18 protein-coding genes are annotated in these 14,769 nt (G+C 32.1%); 5 read left to right on the top strand and 13 right to left on the bottom strand.

Going from position 1 to position 14,769, the window contains the following annotated elements:
* Positions 1-150 precede the first annotated feature (150 nt).
* On the top strand, positions 151-1,065 hold the full coding sequence (locus BUA98_RS08955; RefSeq protein WP_072971244.1) for a LamG domain-containing protein: 915 nt from the start codon (positions 151-153) through the stop codon (positions 1,063-1,065).
* A gap of 113 nt (positions 1,066-1,178) precedes the next feature.
* Here BUA98_RS08955 and BUA98_RS08950 read toward each other — a convergent pair whose 3' ends face one another.
* Entirely contained in the window at positions 1,179-1,370 is a 192-nt protein-coding gene (locus BUA98_RS08950) for a hypothetical protein (protein WP_072971243.1), read from the bottom strand.
* Positions 1,371-1,837: 467 nt separating this feature from the next.
* Between BUA98_RS08950 and BUA98_RS08945 the strand changes: the two genes are divergently transcribed.
* Complete coding sequence (locus BUA98_RS08945; RefSeq protein WP_072971242.1) at positions 1,838-2,743, top strand: LamG domain-containing protein; 906 nt, start codon at positions 1,838-1,840, stop codon at positions 2,741-2,743.
* Between the two features lie 25 nt (positions 2,744-2,768).
* On the opposite strand, the gene BUA98_RS08940 is transcribed toward BUA98_RS08945, so the two are convergent.
* The 10 genes from BUA98_RS08940 to gcvT all read right to left on the bottom strand — a co-directional run bounded on the left by BUA98_RS08940 (position 2,769) and on the right by gcvT (position 10,750).
* A complete protein-coding gene (locus tag BUA98_RS08940) occupies positions 2,769-3,479 on the bottom strand; it encodes a hypothetical protein (RefSeq protein WP_072971241.1) in 711 nt (236 codons plus the stop codon).
* Positions 3,480-3,487: 8 nt separating this feature from the next.
* Positions 3,488-3,775, bottom strand: a complete 288-nt coding sequence (locus tag BUA98_RS22170) for a DNA/RNA non-specific endonuclease (protein ID WP_262987434.1) — start codon at positions 3,773-3,775, stop codon at positions 3,488-3,490.
* A 108-nt stretch (positions 3,776-3,883) separates the two neighbouring features.
* Complete coding sequence (locus tag BUA98_RS08930; protein ID WP_072971240.1) at positions 3,884-4,603, bottom strand: hypothetical protein; 720 nt, start codon at positions 4,601-4,603, stop codon at positions 3,884-3,886.
* A gap of 3 nt (positions 4,604-4,606) precedes the next feature.
* Entirely contained in the window at positions 4,607-4,843 is a 237-nt protein-coding gene (locus BUA98_RS08925; protein ID WP_072971239.1) for a hypothetical protein, read from the bottom strand.
* A gap of 15 nt (positions 4,844-4,858) precedes the next feature.
* Positions 4,859-5,383 (bottom strand): hypothetical protein, encoded by a 525-nt coding sequence (locus BUA98_RS08920; RefSeq protein ID WP_072971238.1) that lies wholly within the window; start codon positions 5,381-5,383, stop codon positions 4,859-4,861.
* A gap of 165 nt (positions 5,384-5,548) precedes the next feature.
* Complete coding sequence (locus BUA98_RS08915) at positions 5,549-5,959, bottom strand: hypothetical protein (protein WP_072971237.1); 411 nt, start codon at positions 5,957-5,959, stop codon at positions 5,549-5,551.
* 4 nt (positions 5,960-5,963) lie between these two features.
* Positions 5,964-6,311 carry a hypothetical protein gene (locus BUA98_RS08910; RefSeq protein WP_072971236.1) on the bottom strand — a complete coding sequence of 116 codons (348 nt, stop codon included), beginning with the start codon at positions 6,309-6,311 and terminating at the stop codon, positions 5,964-5,966.
* Positions 6,312-6,473: 162 nt separating this feature from the next.
* On the bottom strand, positions 6,474-7,187 hold the full coding sequence (locus BUA98_RS08905; RefSeq protein ID WP_007811539.1) for a YebC/PmpR family DNA-binding transcriptional regulator: 714 nt from the start codon (positions 7,185-7,187) through the stop codon (positions 6,474-6,476).
* A gap of 270 nt (positions 7,188-7,457) precedes the next feature.
* The gene (locus BUA98_RS08900; RefSeq protein ID WP_244279183.1) at positions 7,458-9,479 is read right to left on the bottom strand and encodes a S41 family peptidase; all 2,022 of its coding nucleotides are present in this window, start codon (positions 9,477-9,479) and stop codon (positions 7,458-7,460) included.
* A gap of 188 nt (positions 9,480-9,667) precedes the next feature.
* On the bottom strand, positions 9,668-10,750 hold the full coding sequence (gcvT, locus tag BUA98_RS08895) for a glycine cleavage system aminomethyltransferase GcvT (protein ID WP_072971234.1): 1,083 nt from the start codon (positions 10,748-10,750) through the stop codon (positions 9,668-9,670).
* Positions 10,751-11,096: 346 nt separating this feature from the next.
* Here gcvT and BUA98_RS08890 point away from each other — a divergent pair, with 346 nt between their 5' ends.
* The 3 genes from BUA98_RS08890 to BUA98_RS08880 all read left to right on the top strand — a co-directional run bounded on the left by BUA98_RS08890 (position 11,097) and on the right by BUA98_RS08880 (position 13,247).
* Positions 11,097-11,945: an NAD(P)H-hydrate dehydratase gene (locus BUA98_RS08890; RefSeq protein WP_072971233.1), complete on the top strand. Its 849-nt coding sequence runs from the start codon at positions 11,097-11,099 to the stop codon at positions 11,943-11,945.
* 146 nt (positions 11,946-12,091) lie between these two features.
* Complete coding sequence (locus tag BUA98_RS08885) at positions 12,092-12,874, top strand: HipA family kinase (protein WP_072971232.1); 783 nt, start codon at positions 12,092-12,094, stop codon at positions 12,872-12,874.
* A complete protein-coding gene (locus BUA98_RS08880) occupies positions 12,864-13,247 on the top strand; it encodes a DUF3037 domain-containing protein (RefSeq protein ID WP_072971231.1) in 384 nt (127 codons plus the stop codon). Before BUA98_RS08885 ends, BUA98_RS08880 begins: the two co-directional genes overlap by 11 nt.
* A gap of 178 nt (positions 13,248-13,425) precedes the next feature.
* On the opposite strand, the gene BUA98_RS08875 is transcribed toward BUA98_RS08880, so the two are convergent.
* Positions 13,426-13,974 carry a HutD family protein gene (locus BUA98_RS08875; RefSeq protein WP_072971230.1) on the bottom strand — a complete coding sequence of 183 codons (549 nt, stop codon included), beginning with the start codon at positions 13,972-13,974 and terminating at the stop codon, positions 13,426-13,428.
* A 190-nt stretch (positions 13,975-14,164) separates the two neighbouring features.
* On the bottom strand, positions 14,165-14,671 hold the full coding sequence (locus BUA98_RS08870) for a GNAT family N-acetyltransferase (protein ID WP_072971229.1): 507 nt from the start codon (positions 14,669-14,671) through the stop codon (positions 14,165-14,167).
* Positions 14,672-14,769: the final 98 nt, after the last annotated feature.

The following is a 14,769-nucleotide window of genomic DNA, read 5'->3' as shown; positions in this document are numbered from 1 at the left end:
AATGTAATTAACTACGTAAAATGATCGATTTAGGTTATTTAAACGATTATTTAGGTTTTTTGTCGGGAAAATTTCCGACTAAAAGCTTAAAAATATAGATTAGAGGTATTAAAATGACACAATGTTTTTTTATACCCTAAATCTACTATAATGAAAAAAATACTACTAACATTAATGTTTGTAAGTTTTTTGAGTGTAAATGCTCAAAATCCAATACAGGAATTCGATTTTAATGGAACTTTGGTTAATGCTAAAAATACAACTTCATTTATGGGAACAAACAACTTTGTTGCCGATAGAAATGGAGTTGCAAATAGTGCTCAGCGTTTAGTTAATAAAGGTATGGAGGCTATTATAGCCGACCTTCCTCAAGATAATAAGGCACGTACAGTTACGATTTGGGTAAAACTTAATGATATTGCATCGGCAAATTATATTTGGGGTTACGGAACTGCATACAATGCTCAATATTGTGGCTTGTTGCAACAAGGTACAGCCTCTTCTAATTCGGATCTAAGTTTAGCAGGTTGGGGGGCTTCAAATGATGTTATTGTTTCGACTCCTTTAGTAAAAAATACCTGGTATCACTACAGTATCACTTTTGATGGCACAGTTTCTAAAATATATCGCGACGGACAATTATTAAAATCAGTGAGCGGAATATCGCGCTCTACAAAAGGAGATATTTTCAGATTGGGCGAAATTAACACAACAGTTGGTATAAATGCTGATATCGACGATTTAAAGATTTATAATGTCGCAATGACAGATGAACAGATTTTAGATCAGTATAATAACTCCAAGCCATTAATTGTTGCTAAGGAACCGATAGTAGCTTCAAATGCCGGGAAAAATGTTGAAAAGGTAAAAGTTGCTACAAAAACGGCTCCATCAAATTCAATTATTACAACCAGTGAAATAAACGGAGTGACTAAAAATATAGAAGTATACTCTCAGGGACAAAAAATAGTTGGCGACAGTACAATGAGTATTAATGATTTGCCTGAAGGGACTTATTTATTAAAAATTACAAATAAGCCTGCGAACAAGATAACTTCGAAATAAAATTTGGTTTATAAAGATAGTTAGTTAGTTTTTTTTGTGTTAGTAGAATTAAATTTTTTGAATAGTTGAAAAAGCCTTTTAAAGTTGGATTTTAAAAGGCTTTTTTGTTTTTATTAGTGTTTTTTCTGTTGTCCAGGTGCGTAAGCTTTTGCGCTTTTACTTCCAGACATTTTTTTAGCTTGTCCCGGTGGAACTTTGCCTGAACTATGGCTGTGTGTATGAACACTACAGCTTATTACGCTAATAACTACAAATAGAATAACCATAATGATTACGGCAACTTTTGTATATTTTGATGTTTTCATATTTTCTTTTATTATTATTTTGAGGAGCCACAAATATAATAGTTAATATGAACTTTCATAATTCTGTGTTTTAGTTTAAAATCATTATAAACAATGTATAATTTCAAACTTAAAATTCTTCGGGAGGGTATTTTTTTTGGGAAATGGTAAACTAGTTTTGAACAAAAAGATTGTTTTGTAAAAATGTCTTTACAAATATTGGGTTTTGTTACTCTGAAAAATATTATTTTCTTTATTTTAATGAGAATACCGTATTTATACGTGATATAAGTTTGTTAAATTGAATTAAATTTATAGTTTTAACAAAATATATAAAAGTATAAATAAATGTAATGAGCGGCTTTTAACTATCAATTTTGATTATTTAAAAGGGTTTTGATTTAATTTATTAAATTTTTACTAGCTATATTATTATATAGAAGTATGTTGTTGAGATACACTTTTCTAAATGCCTAAAATCCATAAATATGAAGAAACTATTACTAACTGTAATGTTTGTAAGCTTTTTTAATACTAACGCCCAAAATCCTGTTCAGGAGTTTAAGTTCAACGGGACATTAAGTAGTAAAGATAATACGATTTCGCTTTTAGGAATACCGAATTTTGTAAATGACAGAATGGGAGTTGCTAAAGGGGCACAGCGACTTACTAATAAGGCTTTACAAGGTGTAGTAGGGGATCTTCCGCAAGATAACAAACCAAGATCAATATCTGTTTGGGTAAAGTTTAATAATATTGCTTCAGTCAATTATATTTTAGGGTATGGCAGTACAGTGAATACACAGTATTTTGGTTTAGTGCAACAAACTCCTGTTGCCGGCAATTCAGATCTAAGTTTGGTTGGATGGGGTGATACAAGTAATATTGTTGTTTCAGTTCCGCTTCAAAAAGAAGTTTGGTACCAATATAGCATTACTTATGATGGTACCAGCTCAAAAATATACCGCAATGGCGAATTGTTACAATCAGTAGACGGAATTCAACGCTTAACTAAAGGTTATATCCTTAAATTGGGACAATTAAATGCTGCGGTTAGTATCAATGCCGATCTAGATGATCTTAAAATATATAATGTTGCCATGACGGGCGAGCAGGTTATGGAATCTTACAACAGTTCGAAACCAACAGTTTCAGCAGTAGCTGAAACTTCACAAACTTCAGGCATAGTTAAAAAAGTAACTACACCAATTGCAAAGACTCCAGCAGCGGTAAAAACTGTCGCTTCTGCACCAATAAATGACACACATATTCCTAAAACTGTTGAGGTTTTCTCGCAAGGAAGACAAATAACAGGGGCCAATGCGTCTAATATTGGTGATTTACCGGAAGGAACTTATTTGATTAAGGTGACGAATAATGCTGTGAAGAAGTAAAACAATTATTTAAACTTTTAAAAAATTATTCTAGAATGTAATTCACAAATTCATCTCTCTTATCATGAGGAATATCATTATGATAAGATTTTAATGTCATAGTATTCCAAGGTTTCCATTCATCAGAAAGTTCACTGTTTGTTACTTTATGATGTTCCAAAATTCCCTCTACAAAATAATCTTTTAATGGTAAATCTAAAATTCTTTCTTTTCCATCTTTAGTAAGAACTATTTTGTAGTCTAAACTATTTTTTTTATTAATATGGAAAGTGAATTTACCACTGTCCCAAGAACTTAAATATTCTAAGTCACCGTCTGAATCATATTGAGTAGGGACAAGATTATTATCTTTTTCATATTCGAATATCATAGATATCATTCGATCGTTTACCCATCTATAGAAAACTTCTGCATAATGTAGTAAATCTTGTTTTTCTTTCTGATTATCCCATCTGTATAATTCAGTGTAATTACCTTCTTTATTAATTTCTATTTTTACATAATTAAATTTCTTTGTAGAATCTTTTAATTGATTATATGTTTCAACCATTTGGCGAACAGTTTCTCTAATTGGTTTGTTAGAAATCTCGGACTCTGTATAATTAGTTCCATTCTTGTATGTTACGATAAAATTGTAGCTGCCCTGTAAAGTGAAAATATACTCCACAACTAATTTATCATAATTAAATTCTGTGTAATTTTTTATTATTTCTGAAACTAAATAATTTATGTCCATTTTTTTAATTAGGGATTAGTTATACTTTCTTTACTTAGTGTATTATTGTATTTACCATCAACATACACGTTAACATCAACTGCATAAGGTCTTTTCGAATCTCCTTTGAAATAAAATTCCATTTCTACTTTTAGTTTGCTATTTGGATTTGCTCTTTTAAAATCTGATACTGCTGTTTCCATTTTGTACCAATCTCCACCAGCTCTATTTTGGACTGCATTTTGAGAGAAATAATTTATTTGTTCACTTGGGCCACCCCTTGCTGGCTCGAGCGTCCCGCTCGTGCACTCAAAGATAATAATCTGATCGTATATGTTATATAGTTGAATTTTAAAATAGATAATTTAGCTGTCTTGTAATTTTGAGGTTTACATTTATTAAATTATTTTTTAAAAACTTAAAAATTATTCTAGAATGTAATTCACAAATTCATCTCTTTTATCATAAGGAATATCATAGTGAAGAGATTTTAATATCATGGTGTTCCAAGGTTTCCATTCATCAGAAAGTTCATTATTAGTTACTTTATAATGGTCTAAAATCCCTTCTATAAAATAATCTTTTAAAGGAAAATCTAGAGTTCTTTCTTTTTCGTCTTTTGTGAGAACCACCTTATACTCTAAATTATTTTTTTCATTAATATGGAAAGTAAATACACCACTGTCCCACGAACTCAAATATTCCAGATCACCATCTGAATCATATTCAGTAGGGACAATATCATTATCTTTTTCATATTCAAATATCATAGACATCATACGTTCATTTACCCACTGATAAAAAACTTCTGCGCTATTCAATAAATCTTGCTTTTCTTTTTTGACATCCCAGTATTGTTTCTGAGAATAAGTTTTATCATTATTTATTTCTATAATAAATCGATTGAATTTTTCTTCAGTGTTAATTTTTGTTTCAAAATATTCTGAAACTTTTTCTATTTCATCATCAATAGGATCAGAGTCTATTTCGGTTGGAATTAACTCTCCTGAATCTGATACGTATCTTATCAAAAATTTGTAGCTTCCCGATTCAGTAAATTCATACTGTATAATTAATTTTACATATGTAAATTCATTATAGTAATTATATATCGCTTCTACTATTGGAACTAAATTTATACTCATTTTTTATGGGTTTTTAATTTTTTGCACACTTAGAATTTCATTATAATTTCCATCGGTAAAAATATCGATACTAACTTCATAGGGATGCTTTGAATCTCCGGAGAATTTAAAATTCATTTCTGCTTTTATTTTACTGTTTGGATTGACTTTCTTAAAATTGGATAATTGTGTTTCCATTTTGTACCAATCTCCACCAGCTCCATTTTGTGCTGTATTTTTAATGTAAATGCCACAATCCACAATTAAAATTTTTCATTATTTGTGACCTTTAATTTTTGCAATTATCTCGTCTGTTAAAAGCGGATCTTCCCATATACAAGCAACATAAGTAATATCTTCTCCTAATTGATCTTCTGTGGCACTACGAGGTTGTTTTTCAGAACTCCACCTTTTGAATTCAATTAAAACATATTTTTTTCCTTCGTCTTCAATTAAAATAATTTCTCCAGGAGTAGTATATAATGCGTTTATTTTTAAAACACTAAAAAAGTATCCTTTATGTATTTTATGTTCTTCAATTTCAAATTCATAGGTTTTTGATAAAAACAATAATTCGTTAATATTAAAATACTCGTTTGAATTTACAAATGGATTTACTATTAGTTTTTTTCGATAAACCTTCCTTTTTTCAGAAGATATGATACTTCCATCCAAATTTAGAAATTTAATTGAAGGTCTAATGAATTCTGTTTTTATAGAAACTATACCTTCTATAGTTTTTTCAGAACCATCTCCAAAAAATTCAGTCTGGATACAATAAAAATTTTCAATTAGTTTCATTTGCAATGAATTTTAGGTATTATTTATTCTATTTAGAAAGTTAGGTCTTCAATTTCAACGCCCTATTTATCTTAATCTTACTCCAGCTTAAGTAATGTATGATTTCGAATATAACACTTAAATGATTAATGTATTCTATTTGTAAATTATCTATTAGCCATTTTTTTATAAGCTATTTTTATGTAAAGTTTTAATATTTGTAAGTGGCTCAATTTCAAATATTCCGTAAATAAAAAAGCTCCAATATTCCCTATACTCGTCAATATGAAAAATGATTAGATATGTATTGTTACACTCTTTAGGATGTAATAGTTGATATCGGTAAAAAAAAAGATTTGCATCATTTTTTAGATTTTCAAGTTTACTAACTTGATGTTTTGCTAAGGTTTCGATAGTTATTTGTCCGTTTTCGATCAAGTCTTTCAGAAAAACGGAGGTCTCAAATGATAAAATTACCTCATGTTTAATTCCTCCATTTCCACAATAAAAACTAAAATTTAATTTAGAATAAAAATTTTCAGCGGGAAAACTATTTTTTCCTAATTGTATTTTTTTTATAAGATGAATTTCATTCATGATTCTATTTTTTCTTCATTTTTTTTTTAATGTTTTCTAAATTAATAGAATCTAGCTCTTGTTGTAAAAGATTACTATTACGATAAAATTGGTTTTGATCCTTTTCTTCAATACTTTTTTGTTCCTTCTCCAATTCTTCAATACTTAAAGAATTAAGTCTTTGTTTTCTTTTTTCATAATTTAACTCACTTACTTTTTTACTTACCAATAGTCTTTCATCATCAGTTAAAATTTCTAATGAAATTTTTCTCCATTCAGGCAATACAGGTATTACTAATGCCATATTTGCAAGAATATTTATATTTTCCGTATTCATTTCTATTGGGAAATCTGCAGGGTTTATTGTTTTCATATTGAAAATATTCTATTAGTCTCTAGTCAGTAAGTTTTTAAATCCTTCCAAAACAAATATAATTGTTTATCTGAATGTCTTTTTTAAATTATTTAAGATTCATGCAATAAAAAAGCCCTGAAATACTAATTCCAGGGCTTTTGTTATTATAAAAAGAAAATATTATTCTTCTTTCATCGTATGATAAACGTTCATTACGTCATCATCTTCTTCAATTTTTTCGATTAGTTTTTCAACATCTGCAATTTGTGCTTCTGTCAATTCTTTAGTGATTTGAGGAATACGCTCAAAACCAGAAGATAAAATTTCAAGGCCTCTGTTTTCTAATTCTTTTTGCAAAGCTCCAAAGCTTCCAAAAGGAGCGTAGATTAAGATTCCGTCTTCGTCTTCAAAAACTTCTTCAGCACCAAAATCAATAAGTTCTAATTCTAATTCTTCCGGATCAAGATTACCTTTTGCAATTCTAAAGTTACAAGTATGATCAAACATAAATTCAACTGAACCCTGAGTTCCCATAGTTCCGTTGCACTTGTTGAAATAACTACGAATGTTTGCTACAGTTCTATTATTGTTATCAGAGGCTGTTTCAATTAAAATTGCAATTCCGTGAGGAGCATATCCTTCAAACAAAATTTCTTTATAGTTGGCAGTATCTTTATTACTTGCATTTTTTATCGCGCGCTCCACATTGTCCTTAGGCATGTTGGCCGCTTTCGCATTTTGTATTACAGCTCTTAATCTAGAATTGGCATCAGGGTTAGGTCCGCCTTCTTTAACAGCCATAACGATGTCTTTACCAATTCTGGTAAATGTTTTGGCCATTGCTGACCAACGTTTCATTTTTCTTCCTTTTCTAAATTCGAACGCTCTTCCCATTTCTAATTTTTAGTTTTGTGATGCAAAAATACGGTTATTCCTTATTTTTCCAAAATCAATCGTATTCTTTTTTAAATTATGTTCTTATGAAATTTTAACTATGATTTTAAAGACATTCATGCCGAATTTAACTGCAAGGTTCGCAAGGCTTTTACGCAAAGCACGCTATGAATAGCTTTGCGAACTTAAGAAACATCTGCAAACGCAACGAAAAAAAACTTTGCGAACTTTGCGGTCAAAATCTATGTTCAAAGTGAGACAACCTGAAACCTATTTCGAAGCGTTGAACTCCGTAATAATATTCACCGCTTCATTCAGGTAAGGATTTGTTTTCAGATTATCGATCTGGTATTGGTTTATTGTTTTTTCTGTAGGATAAACACCTAGCAAAAACTGATTGACAGTCGAATTGTAAACGTCCAGAGGATTGTTTTCATCATTAAAGGTGTTAATCTCTTTCCAAAGTGAATTCACTAATTTTTTCTGATTAAAAACAGCATCAATTGTCATCGGAATTTCTGATTTTGGAGTGTTTACCAGTTGATCTATTTTTAAATTGATTTTTTTTACGTCGTTAAAAAAATAGTTATCTGCCAAACGTGCTGTGCTATTTTGGGCAAGCTTGTCAATTAAAGGGCGTTTGACAAAAGGTTTGTATTTTAAAAAAGGCTCTATACTATCATTTTTAATCGCTGTCGGAAAATCACTTTCCTTTTGATAAACCCCTTCGTAAAATTCCGGCACTATAACGTCTGGAGTAACTCCTACATATTGATGACTTTTTCCTGTCACTCTGTAGAATTTATTAATAGTGATTTTCAAAAAATCAGTATTTTTTTCTTCATCAAGCGAAAGAATGGTTTGCATTGTCGCTTTACCAAGTGTATTGCTGCCCAGTATTAAAGCGCGATTGTAATCCTGTAATATCGAAGAAAAAAACTCGCTTGCAGATGCGGTATTACTATTAACCAAAACTACAATTGGACCTTTATAGATCATTCCTCTGTACGGATCATTAATGACAGATGTACCTTGTTTGTTGTCTATTACAATCGAAAGTGGGCCATAATCAACAAACATTCCGGCTAGCTTGATGGCTTCCTCCATAGATCCGCCACCATTGTCAATTAAGTCAATCACAAGGCCTTTTATGTTATCACGATCCAATTTTATCACCTCTCTGGCGACATCATCGGCACAACCTTTTCGGCTGTTTCCATCCAGGTCAGCATAAAAACTAGGAATTTTGATATAGCCAATTTTACTTTCCTTGCCTACAATAAAACTAAAAACAGAGTTTTCTTCATCTTTCATGACTTGTTTTTCGATATAAACATCGAAACTTTTGCCAGAATTCCTTTTTAGTGTAAGCGTAATACTTTTATTAGATTCTGATAAAATCATAGTAGAAATAGACTCTAAAGACGAACAAGAGACTTGTAATGTGTCTTTATGATTGGAGATCGAAACAATCTGATCGCCTTTTTTTATTTGACCCGTTTTAAATGCCGGACCATTCGGATCTATTTCATCAATAATAATTTCGTTTTTCTCGTTCAGATTAACGGTCATTCCAAGCGACAAATGTTCTTTTGATAAAGAAGCTACGAAACTCGATTTTGAATCATCACTAAAATAAGCGGTATGCGGATCAAAATAGGTACAAAAGAAGTTGTATATTTTCTCTTCCAGTTTTGTATTGGTCTCTAAGAGTGTATTAAAACGACAAATTTCATTGGTTAAAATAGTAGTTCTTGAAGCCAGTTCAATCGATTTAAAGTTCGCTTTAATAGAATCCAGATTATCACTGCTTTCAGCTATATCATCTAAAATCTGATAGCGCAATTTCTTAAGCCATACTTTCTCTAAATCTTCTTTTTTGAGATAAAAGGGAAATGATTTTTTATAAAACCGAATGGTGTCTTTTTTAGTATAATCTATTGTCCCGGTTTGAATTTTCTCTAAAACAGTTTTAGTTCGAAGTAATCCTTCTCTGTATTTACCGGATATATCATCTACAAAATTACAATCGCCTTCCATAATCATATCGTCTAAACTGACACGATATTTTTTGGATAATTCATCGTATTCTGTCTTAAAAAATATGTTTCTCGAAGGATCCAGTTCATTGATAAGATTATCAAATACAAAAATCGATAAGCTATCATCAACTGGTTTTGGCCTGATATGTTCAGTTTGAATAAGTCGATTTATCTTGAATAGAATTTCGCATGTGGATGCGCTATTTTGACTAAATAGAACGCTTGTAGTCATCAAAAAAAATAATAGCATTTTTTTCATAAATCGAAGATCTTCGTTTAGCTTAAAATTACGCTTATTTTTTTGATTGAAAGTTATATTTTTTCTAAAATATCTTACATTTAAACGATTTGTTTTCGATGAAATGCATAGTAAATTTGTCGTAAAAAAAATGCATTACTATTTAAGTAATGCATTTTCGTACTAATATGTCTTAAAAATTATTTCTTGTAAAAAGGTAATTTCACCACTTTAGCAGCAACATCATTTTTTCTGATTCTGATAAAAATATCACTGTCAACAGCACTATTGCTTACGGTAACATATCCTAAACCAATTCCTTTATTCATAGAAGGAGACATTGTTCCAGAAGTTACAATACCAATTACAGCACCAGAAGCATCAACAATTTCGTAATCATGTCTTGGTACGGCACGTTCCTGCATTTCAAAAGCAACTAATTTTTTAGTAACACCTTCTTCTTTTTGTTTTTTCAAACTTTCAGAATTCGTAAAATCTTTATTGAATTTTGTAATCCATCCTAATCCAGCTTCAAGTGGAGAAGTAGTATCATTAATATCATTTCCGTACAAACAGAATCCCATTTCTAAACGTAACGTGTCACGTGCAGCCAATCCAATTGGTTTAATTCCGTAAGCTGCACCAGCTTCAAAAACTTTTTTCCAAATCGCTTCAGCATCAGCATTTTTGCAGTAAATTTCAAATCCGCCAGAACCTGTATAACCAGTTGCAGAGATAATTACATCATTAAAACCAGCAAAATCAGCTACTTCAAAATGGTAATAAGTAATCGCAGCTAAATCAATAGACGATAAAGGCTGCATAGCCTCAACCGCTTTGGGCCCCTGAATAGCCAATAAAGAATAGTCATCAGAAAGGTTTTTCATCTCAACACCCAAATCATTGTGCGAAGAAATCCAATTCCAGTCTTTTTCAATATTTGAAGCATTTACCACAAGCAAATACTCTTCCTCTTTCATCTTATACACAATCAAATCATCAACGATTCCGCCGTCATTGTTTGGTAAACAAGAATATTGCGCTCTTCCGATAGTCAAAGTCGAAGCATCATTCGAAGTCACTTTCTGAATCAAAGCCAAAGCATTTGGTCCGGTAAGTAAAAATTCTCCCATATGCGAAACGTCAAAAACGCCCACACTATTACGAACTGTTTCGTGTTCAGCATTTACGCCTTCATAGGTAATAGGCATGTTATAACCGGCAAAAGGCAGCATTTTCGCTCCCAAACTCTCATGTATGTGCGTAAGCGCAGTATTTTTCATTGTGTGTTGTTTTATAAAAGTGAGTCGCAAATTTATTTAAAAAATATCGGAAATTAATAGTCTAAATTATAAATTTCGCAATATTTAGTAGCTATTCCAGCTTTCCGTTACAAGTCCTCGTAAAAAAGCAAAATTTCTAATGTTCTAAAAAGAGCTTCCGCTGGTCGCTTTTTTAGAACAAGAAATTTTTGCTTTTTTTACTCCGGGCTTTCCACTACAAATGAAATTCACTGAACTCCGATTAAAATAAAAGTATAGTGAAGTAATCTGGGCTAGGGGACTCAGGTAATAAGAAAGGAATTTTTTCTTCAAAATTTATGTAACTTTAATTCATAAAACCGATTCAATGAAAGCTCCGTTTTTAATCACAAAAGAAGAAATTCTAAAGTTTTACAAACCAGTAAATCCTTTAACTCATAAAGGACTTCAAGGCCACGCTGTAATTATTGCCGGAAGTTATGGCAAGATAGGAGCTGCCGTTTTAGCTTCAAAAGCCTGTCTAAAATCAGGTTGCGGTCTCGTAACCACGTTTACACCAAAATGCGCTTACCAAATTCTGCAAATCTCAATTCCGGAGGTTATGGTTGTCACCGATGAAAATACAAATTCTATCACCAATATTCATTTTCCGATAGTTCCACAAGCAATTGGTATTGGTCCGGGAATCGGGCAGGAGCTTGCAACCCAAAAAGCCTTATTTGAATTTTTAAGAACCAATAAAATACCTTTAGTTCTCGATGCTGATGCATTGAATATTTTAGCAGAAAATCAATCCTGGCTAGAATTGGTTCCAGAAAACACCATTCTGACTCCGCATCCAAAAGAGCTCGAGCGTTTAATCGGAAAATGGAATTCAGAATCAGAGAAGTTTCAAAAAACAATTGCCTTTTCAGAGAAATACAAAGTGATTATCGTGATGAAAGGCGCGCCGACTTATATTGTCAACAAACAAGAAATCTACGAAAACACAACCGGAAACGCTGCACTCGCAACTGCAGGAAGTGGCGACACTCTAACCGGAATCATTACAAGTTTTCTGGCACAAAATTACGAACCTAAAGATGCAGCAAAATTGGGTGTTTTCATACATGGTTTAACCGCAGATATTGCTTTGCCAGAAACCGGTTATCAATCTTTTATAGCTTCAGATATTATAGCCAATTTAGGAAAAGCTTTTTTGCAATTAGATAATTAGAAAATTAGATAATGTGTCAATTTGATAATTAGATAATTTTCATCACCATGAAAAGTCTTTTTTCTTTATTCTAGTTTCTTTTTTCTAAAATCTAAAATTCTAAGAAGTCTAAAGATCTAACAATCTAAATTAGTAAGTTTGTATCTATGAAAAACAACTTCGATCTCAGAACGGTAAATGTTACCCGTTACATCACACCACTGCGCGAAGGCGGTTCTTTACCCGCTTTGGCAGAAGCCGATGACGATTTTAAATATGTCTTAAAATTCAAAGGAGCCGGTCACGGTGTAAAAGCCTTGATAGCCGAATTAATTGGCGGACAAATTGCAAAAGCCTTAAAACTACAGCTTCCAGAACTGGTTTTTGCCAATCTCGACGAAGCTTTTGGAAGATCTGAAGGCGACGAAGAAATTCAGGATTTACTGCAGGGAAGTCAGGGTTTAAATTTAGCACTTCATTTTTTGTCGGGTTCAATCACTTTTGATCCTGTTGTTACGACTGTAGACGATAAATTAGCTTCACAAATCGTTTGGCTAGATGCTTATATCACGAATGTAGACAGAACATTCAGAAACACCAATATGTTGATTTGGCACAAAGAATTATGGCTGATTGATCATGGTGCGTGTTTGTATTTTCATCATTCCTGGAACAATTGGGAACAACATGCCAAAAGCCCGTTTGCACTGATAAAAGACCACGTTTTACTGCCTCAGGCTTCCCTTTTAAAAGAAGTGGATGCCGAATATAAAGCGCTTTTGACAAACGAAAAATTAGAAGAAATTGTTAATACAATTCCTGAAGAATGGCTAGTTTGGGAAGATACCGAAGAAACACCAGAAGCCTTGCGAAATGTATATTTACAATTCTTGCAAACGCGATTAAATAATTCAAAAATCTTTGTAAATCAAGCTCAAAATGCAAGATAATCACTTATATGAGTATGCCGTAATTCGTGTAGTACCCAGAGTGGAGCGCGAAGAATTCCTAAATATCGGAATCATTTTGTTTTGCAAAAAAGCCAAATTTATAAAAGTATTGTCGCACATTGATGACGCTAGAATAGAAGCCCTTTCCAATGATTTTGATATAGAACAATTGCATTGTAACATAACTGCCCTAAAGAAAATTGCAGCCGGAAACAAAGACGGTGGGCCAATTGGGCAAATGGAAATTCCAGAGCGTTTTAGATGGCTTACGGCGATTCGAAGTTCAGCTATTCAAACGTCAAGACCTCATTCTGGACTATGTGAGGATTTGGAGAAGACAATTCAAAGATTGTTTGAGGAACTTGTGCTTTAAAAAGGTTCAAAGGGGCAAAGGAACAAAGGAGCAAAGGTTTTAAAAATAGAATCTCGCAAAGTCGCAAAGTCGCAAAGAAAATTAAAAAAGCTTTGCGACTTTGCGACTTTGCGAGATTAAAAAAACTTAGCGAATCTCTGTGCAAAACCTTTGTGTATCTCTGTGGTATAACTTTTTATTAAAAATCCAGTATTCCAAATAGGCATTCATTTGAAAAATTAAGCATTATATTTTCCTTTTTTTGATTTTCAATAACTAACAGATCATAAGGTTTAAGATTATATGATTCCCCATTAATTTTAATAACTGTTATATCTAAAGAAAATAAAATTAGTATTTCAGCATTACAATTCTGGCTACTATTCGTTATTTTCAGATTGTGATGGCCTATTTTTTCAGAAACCATCCAGTTAAAATCCATACCTTTTGTATAAGAAGTCACTTCATCATCGGAATTAAATTCCATGATTTCATATTTCTCATATACTTTTTTTTCTTTGTTTACTTCAATATCTAAGCCGTTATCAAGCATAACCAAATAGCGATAATAGCCCTTAAATTTGGTAAACACAGAAGGTTCTTGCTCTATTGTAGCACTGCTAATTCTGAAAATAAAATCTCTGTCTGCATAGCTTGATGTTTCCGGATATATCATATATTCATATGTTAATCCGCCACTCCAAACTGAGGCTTTACTGTCTTTTTTGGACAAAAGGCGTATATTCATTTTTTATTTTTTAAAAAAGGTTCAAAGTTGCAAAGTTACAAAGAGGCAAAGGTTTCCTGTAGATGCGCACAATTTAAAATCGCGCAAAGGCGCAAAGACGCAAAGAAATGTAAGAGATAATAAAACTTTGCGTCTTTCCGCCTTTGCGCGATTAAAAACTTCGTGCCTTAGCGCCTTCGTGGCAAAAAACTTAAATCCTTTTCTCCAAATAAATAAACTCCAAAGGCGTCTCAGAAATCGTAACATGAATTTCGCTTTCAGGAAAAGCTTCTCTTTCGCCTGTATCAACATAACCGTGACGTTTGTACCACGCAATAAGCTCTTCACGAACCGAAATAACCGTCATAATTATACTGGATAACCCCAACGCTTTAGCATGATTTTCGGCTTCAGCCAGCATCTTTTTACCGATTCCGCTGTTTTGCAATTCGGGAGAAACGGTTAACATTCCTAAATACAATTGGTGTTCTTTTTCTACTAACAAAACTGATCCAATAATCTGATCGTCCTCAGTATATTTCAAAATAGTGTTCTTCGGATTCAGAATCGTCTCAGTCAATTCTTCTTCGTTCGTTCTTTTTCCTTCTAATAAATTGGCTTCCGTTGTCCAGCCTTTTTTAGATGTTTCTCCTCTGTAAGCTGAATTGATTAAAATGTTTAATGCGGGAATATCTTGTAAGGTTGCTTTTGTAATCATGGTATGCGATGCTTTAATAATTTGAATTACATTCGGTTTTTGATAAGGAACAAAAATACAATATTGAACAGTTAAGTAGATCTAATTAAAAATTTTTA

The sequence above is a fragment of the Flavobacterium saccharophilum genome, assembly GCF_900142735.1.
In the GTDB taxonomy this organism is placed as follows: Bacteria; Bacteroidota; Bacteroidia; order Flavobacteriales; family Flavobacteriaceae; genus Flavobacterium; species Flavobacterium saccharophilum.
The sequence above is the reverse complement of the archived record's forward strand: the minus strand, read 5'-3'. Positions and strand labels throughout refer to the sequence as shown.

Bases quoted from the DNA above. Each gene is read 5' to 3' on its own strand.
- BUA98_RS08875 (WP_072971230.1), bottom strand. From the start codon at position 13,974: ATGAATATACGCCTTTTGTCCAAAAAAGACAGTAAAGCCTCAGTTTGG.
- BUA98_RS08945 (WP_072971242.1), top strand. From the start codon at position 1,838: ATGAAGAAACTATTACTAACTGTAATGTTTGTAAGCTTTTTTAATACT.
- BUA98_RS08950 (WP_072971243.1), bottom strand. From the start codon at position 1,370: ATGAAAACATCAAAATATACAAAAGTTGCCGTAATCATTATGGTTATT.
- BUA98_RS08890 (WP_072971233.1), top strand. From the start codon at position 11,097: ATGAAAGCTCCGTTTTTAATCACAAAAGAAGAAATTCTAAAGTTTTAC.
- BUA98_RS08870 (WP_072971229.1), bottom strand. From the start codon at position 14,671: ATGATTACAAAAGCAACCTTACAAGATATTCCCGCATTAAACATTTTA.
- gcvT (WP_072971234.1), bottom strand. From the start codon at position 10,750: ATGAAAAATACTGCGCTTACGCACATACATGAGAGTTTGGGAGCGAAA.
- BUA98_RS08900 (WP_244279183.1), bottom strand. From the start codon at position 9,479: ATGCTATTATTTTTTTTGATGACTACAAGCGTTCTATTTAGTCAAAAT.
- BUA98_RS08905 (WP_007811539.1), bottom strand. From the start codon at position 7,187: ATGGGAAGAGCGTTCGAATTTAGAAAAGGAAGAAAAATGAAACGTTGG.
- BUA98_RS08910 (WP_072971236.1), bottom strand. From the start codon at position 6,311: ATGAAAACAATAAACCCTGCAGATTTCCCAATAGAAATGAATACGGAA.
- BUA98_RS08920 (WP_072971238.1), bottom strand. From the start codon at position 5,383: ATGAAACTAATTGAAAATTTTTATTGTATCCAGACTGAATTTTTTGGA.
- BUA98_RS08930 (WP_072971240.1), bottom strand. From the start codon at position 4,603: ATGAGTATAAATTTAGTTCCAATAGTAGAAGCGATATATAATTACTAT.
- BUA98_RS08915 (WP_072971237.1), bottom strand. From the start codon at position 5,959: ATGAATGAAATTCATCTTATAAAAAAAATACAATTAGGAAAAAATAGT.
- BUA98_RS08885 (WP_072971232.1), top strand. From the start codon at position 12,092: ATGAAAAACAACTTCGATCTCAGAACGGTAAATGTTACCCGTTACATC.
- BUA98_RS08940 (WP_072971241.1), bottom strand. From the start codon at position 3,479: ATGGACATAAATTATTTAGTTTCAGAAATAATAAAAAATTACACAGAA.
- BUA98_RS08880 (WP_072971231.1), top strand. From the start codon at position 12,864: ATGCAAGATAATCACTTATATGAGTATGCCGTAATTCGTGTAGTACCC.
- BUA98_RS08955 (WP_072971244.1), top strand. From the start codon at position 151: ATGAAAAAAATACTACTAACATTAATGTTTGTAAGTTTTTTGAGTGTA.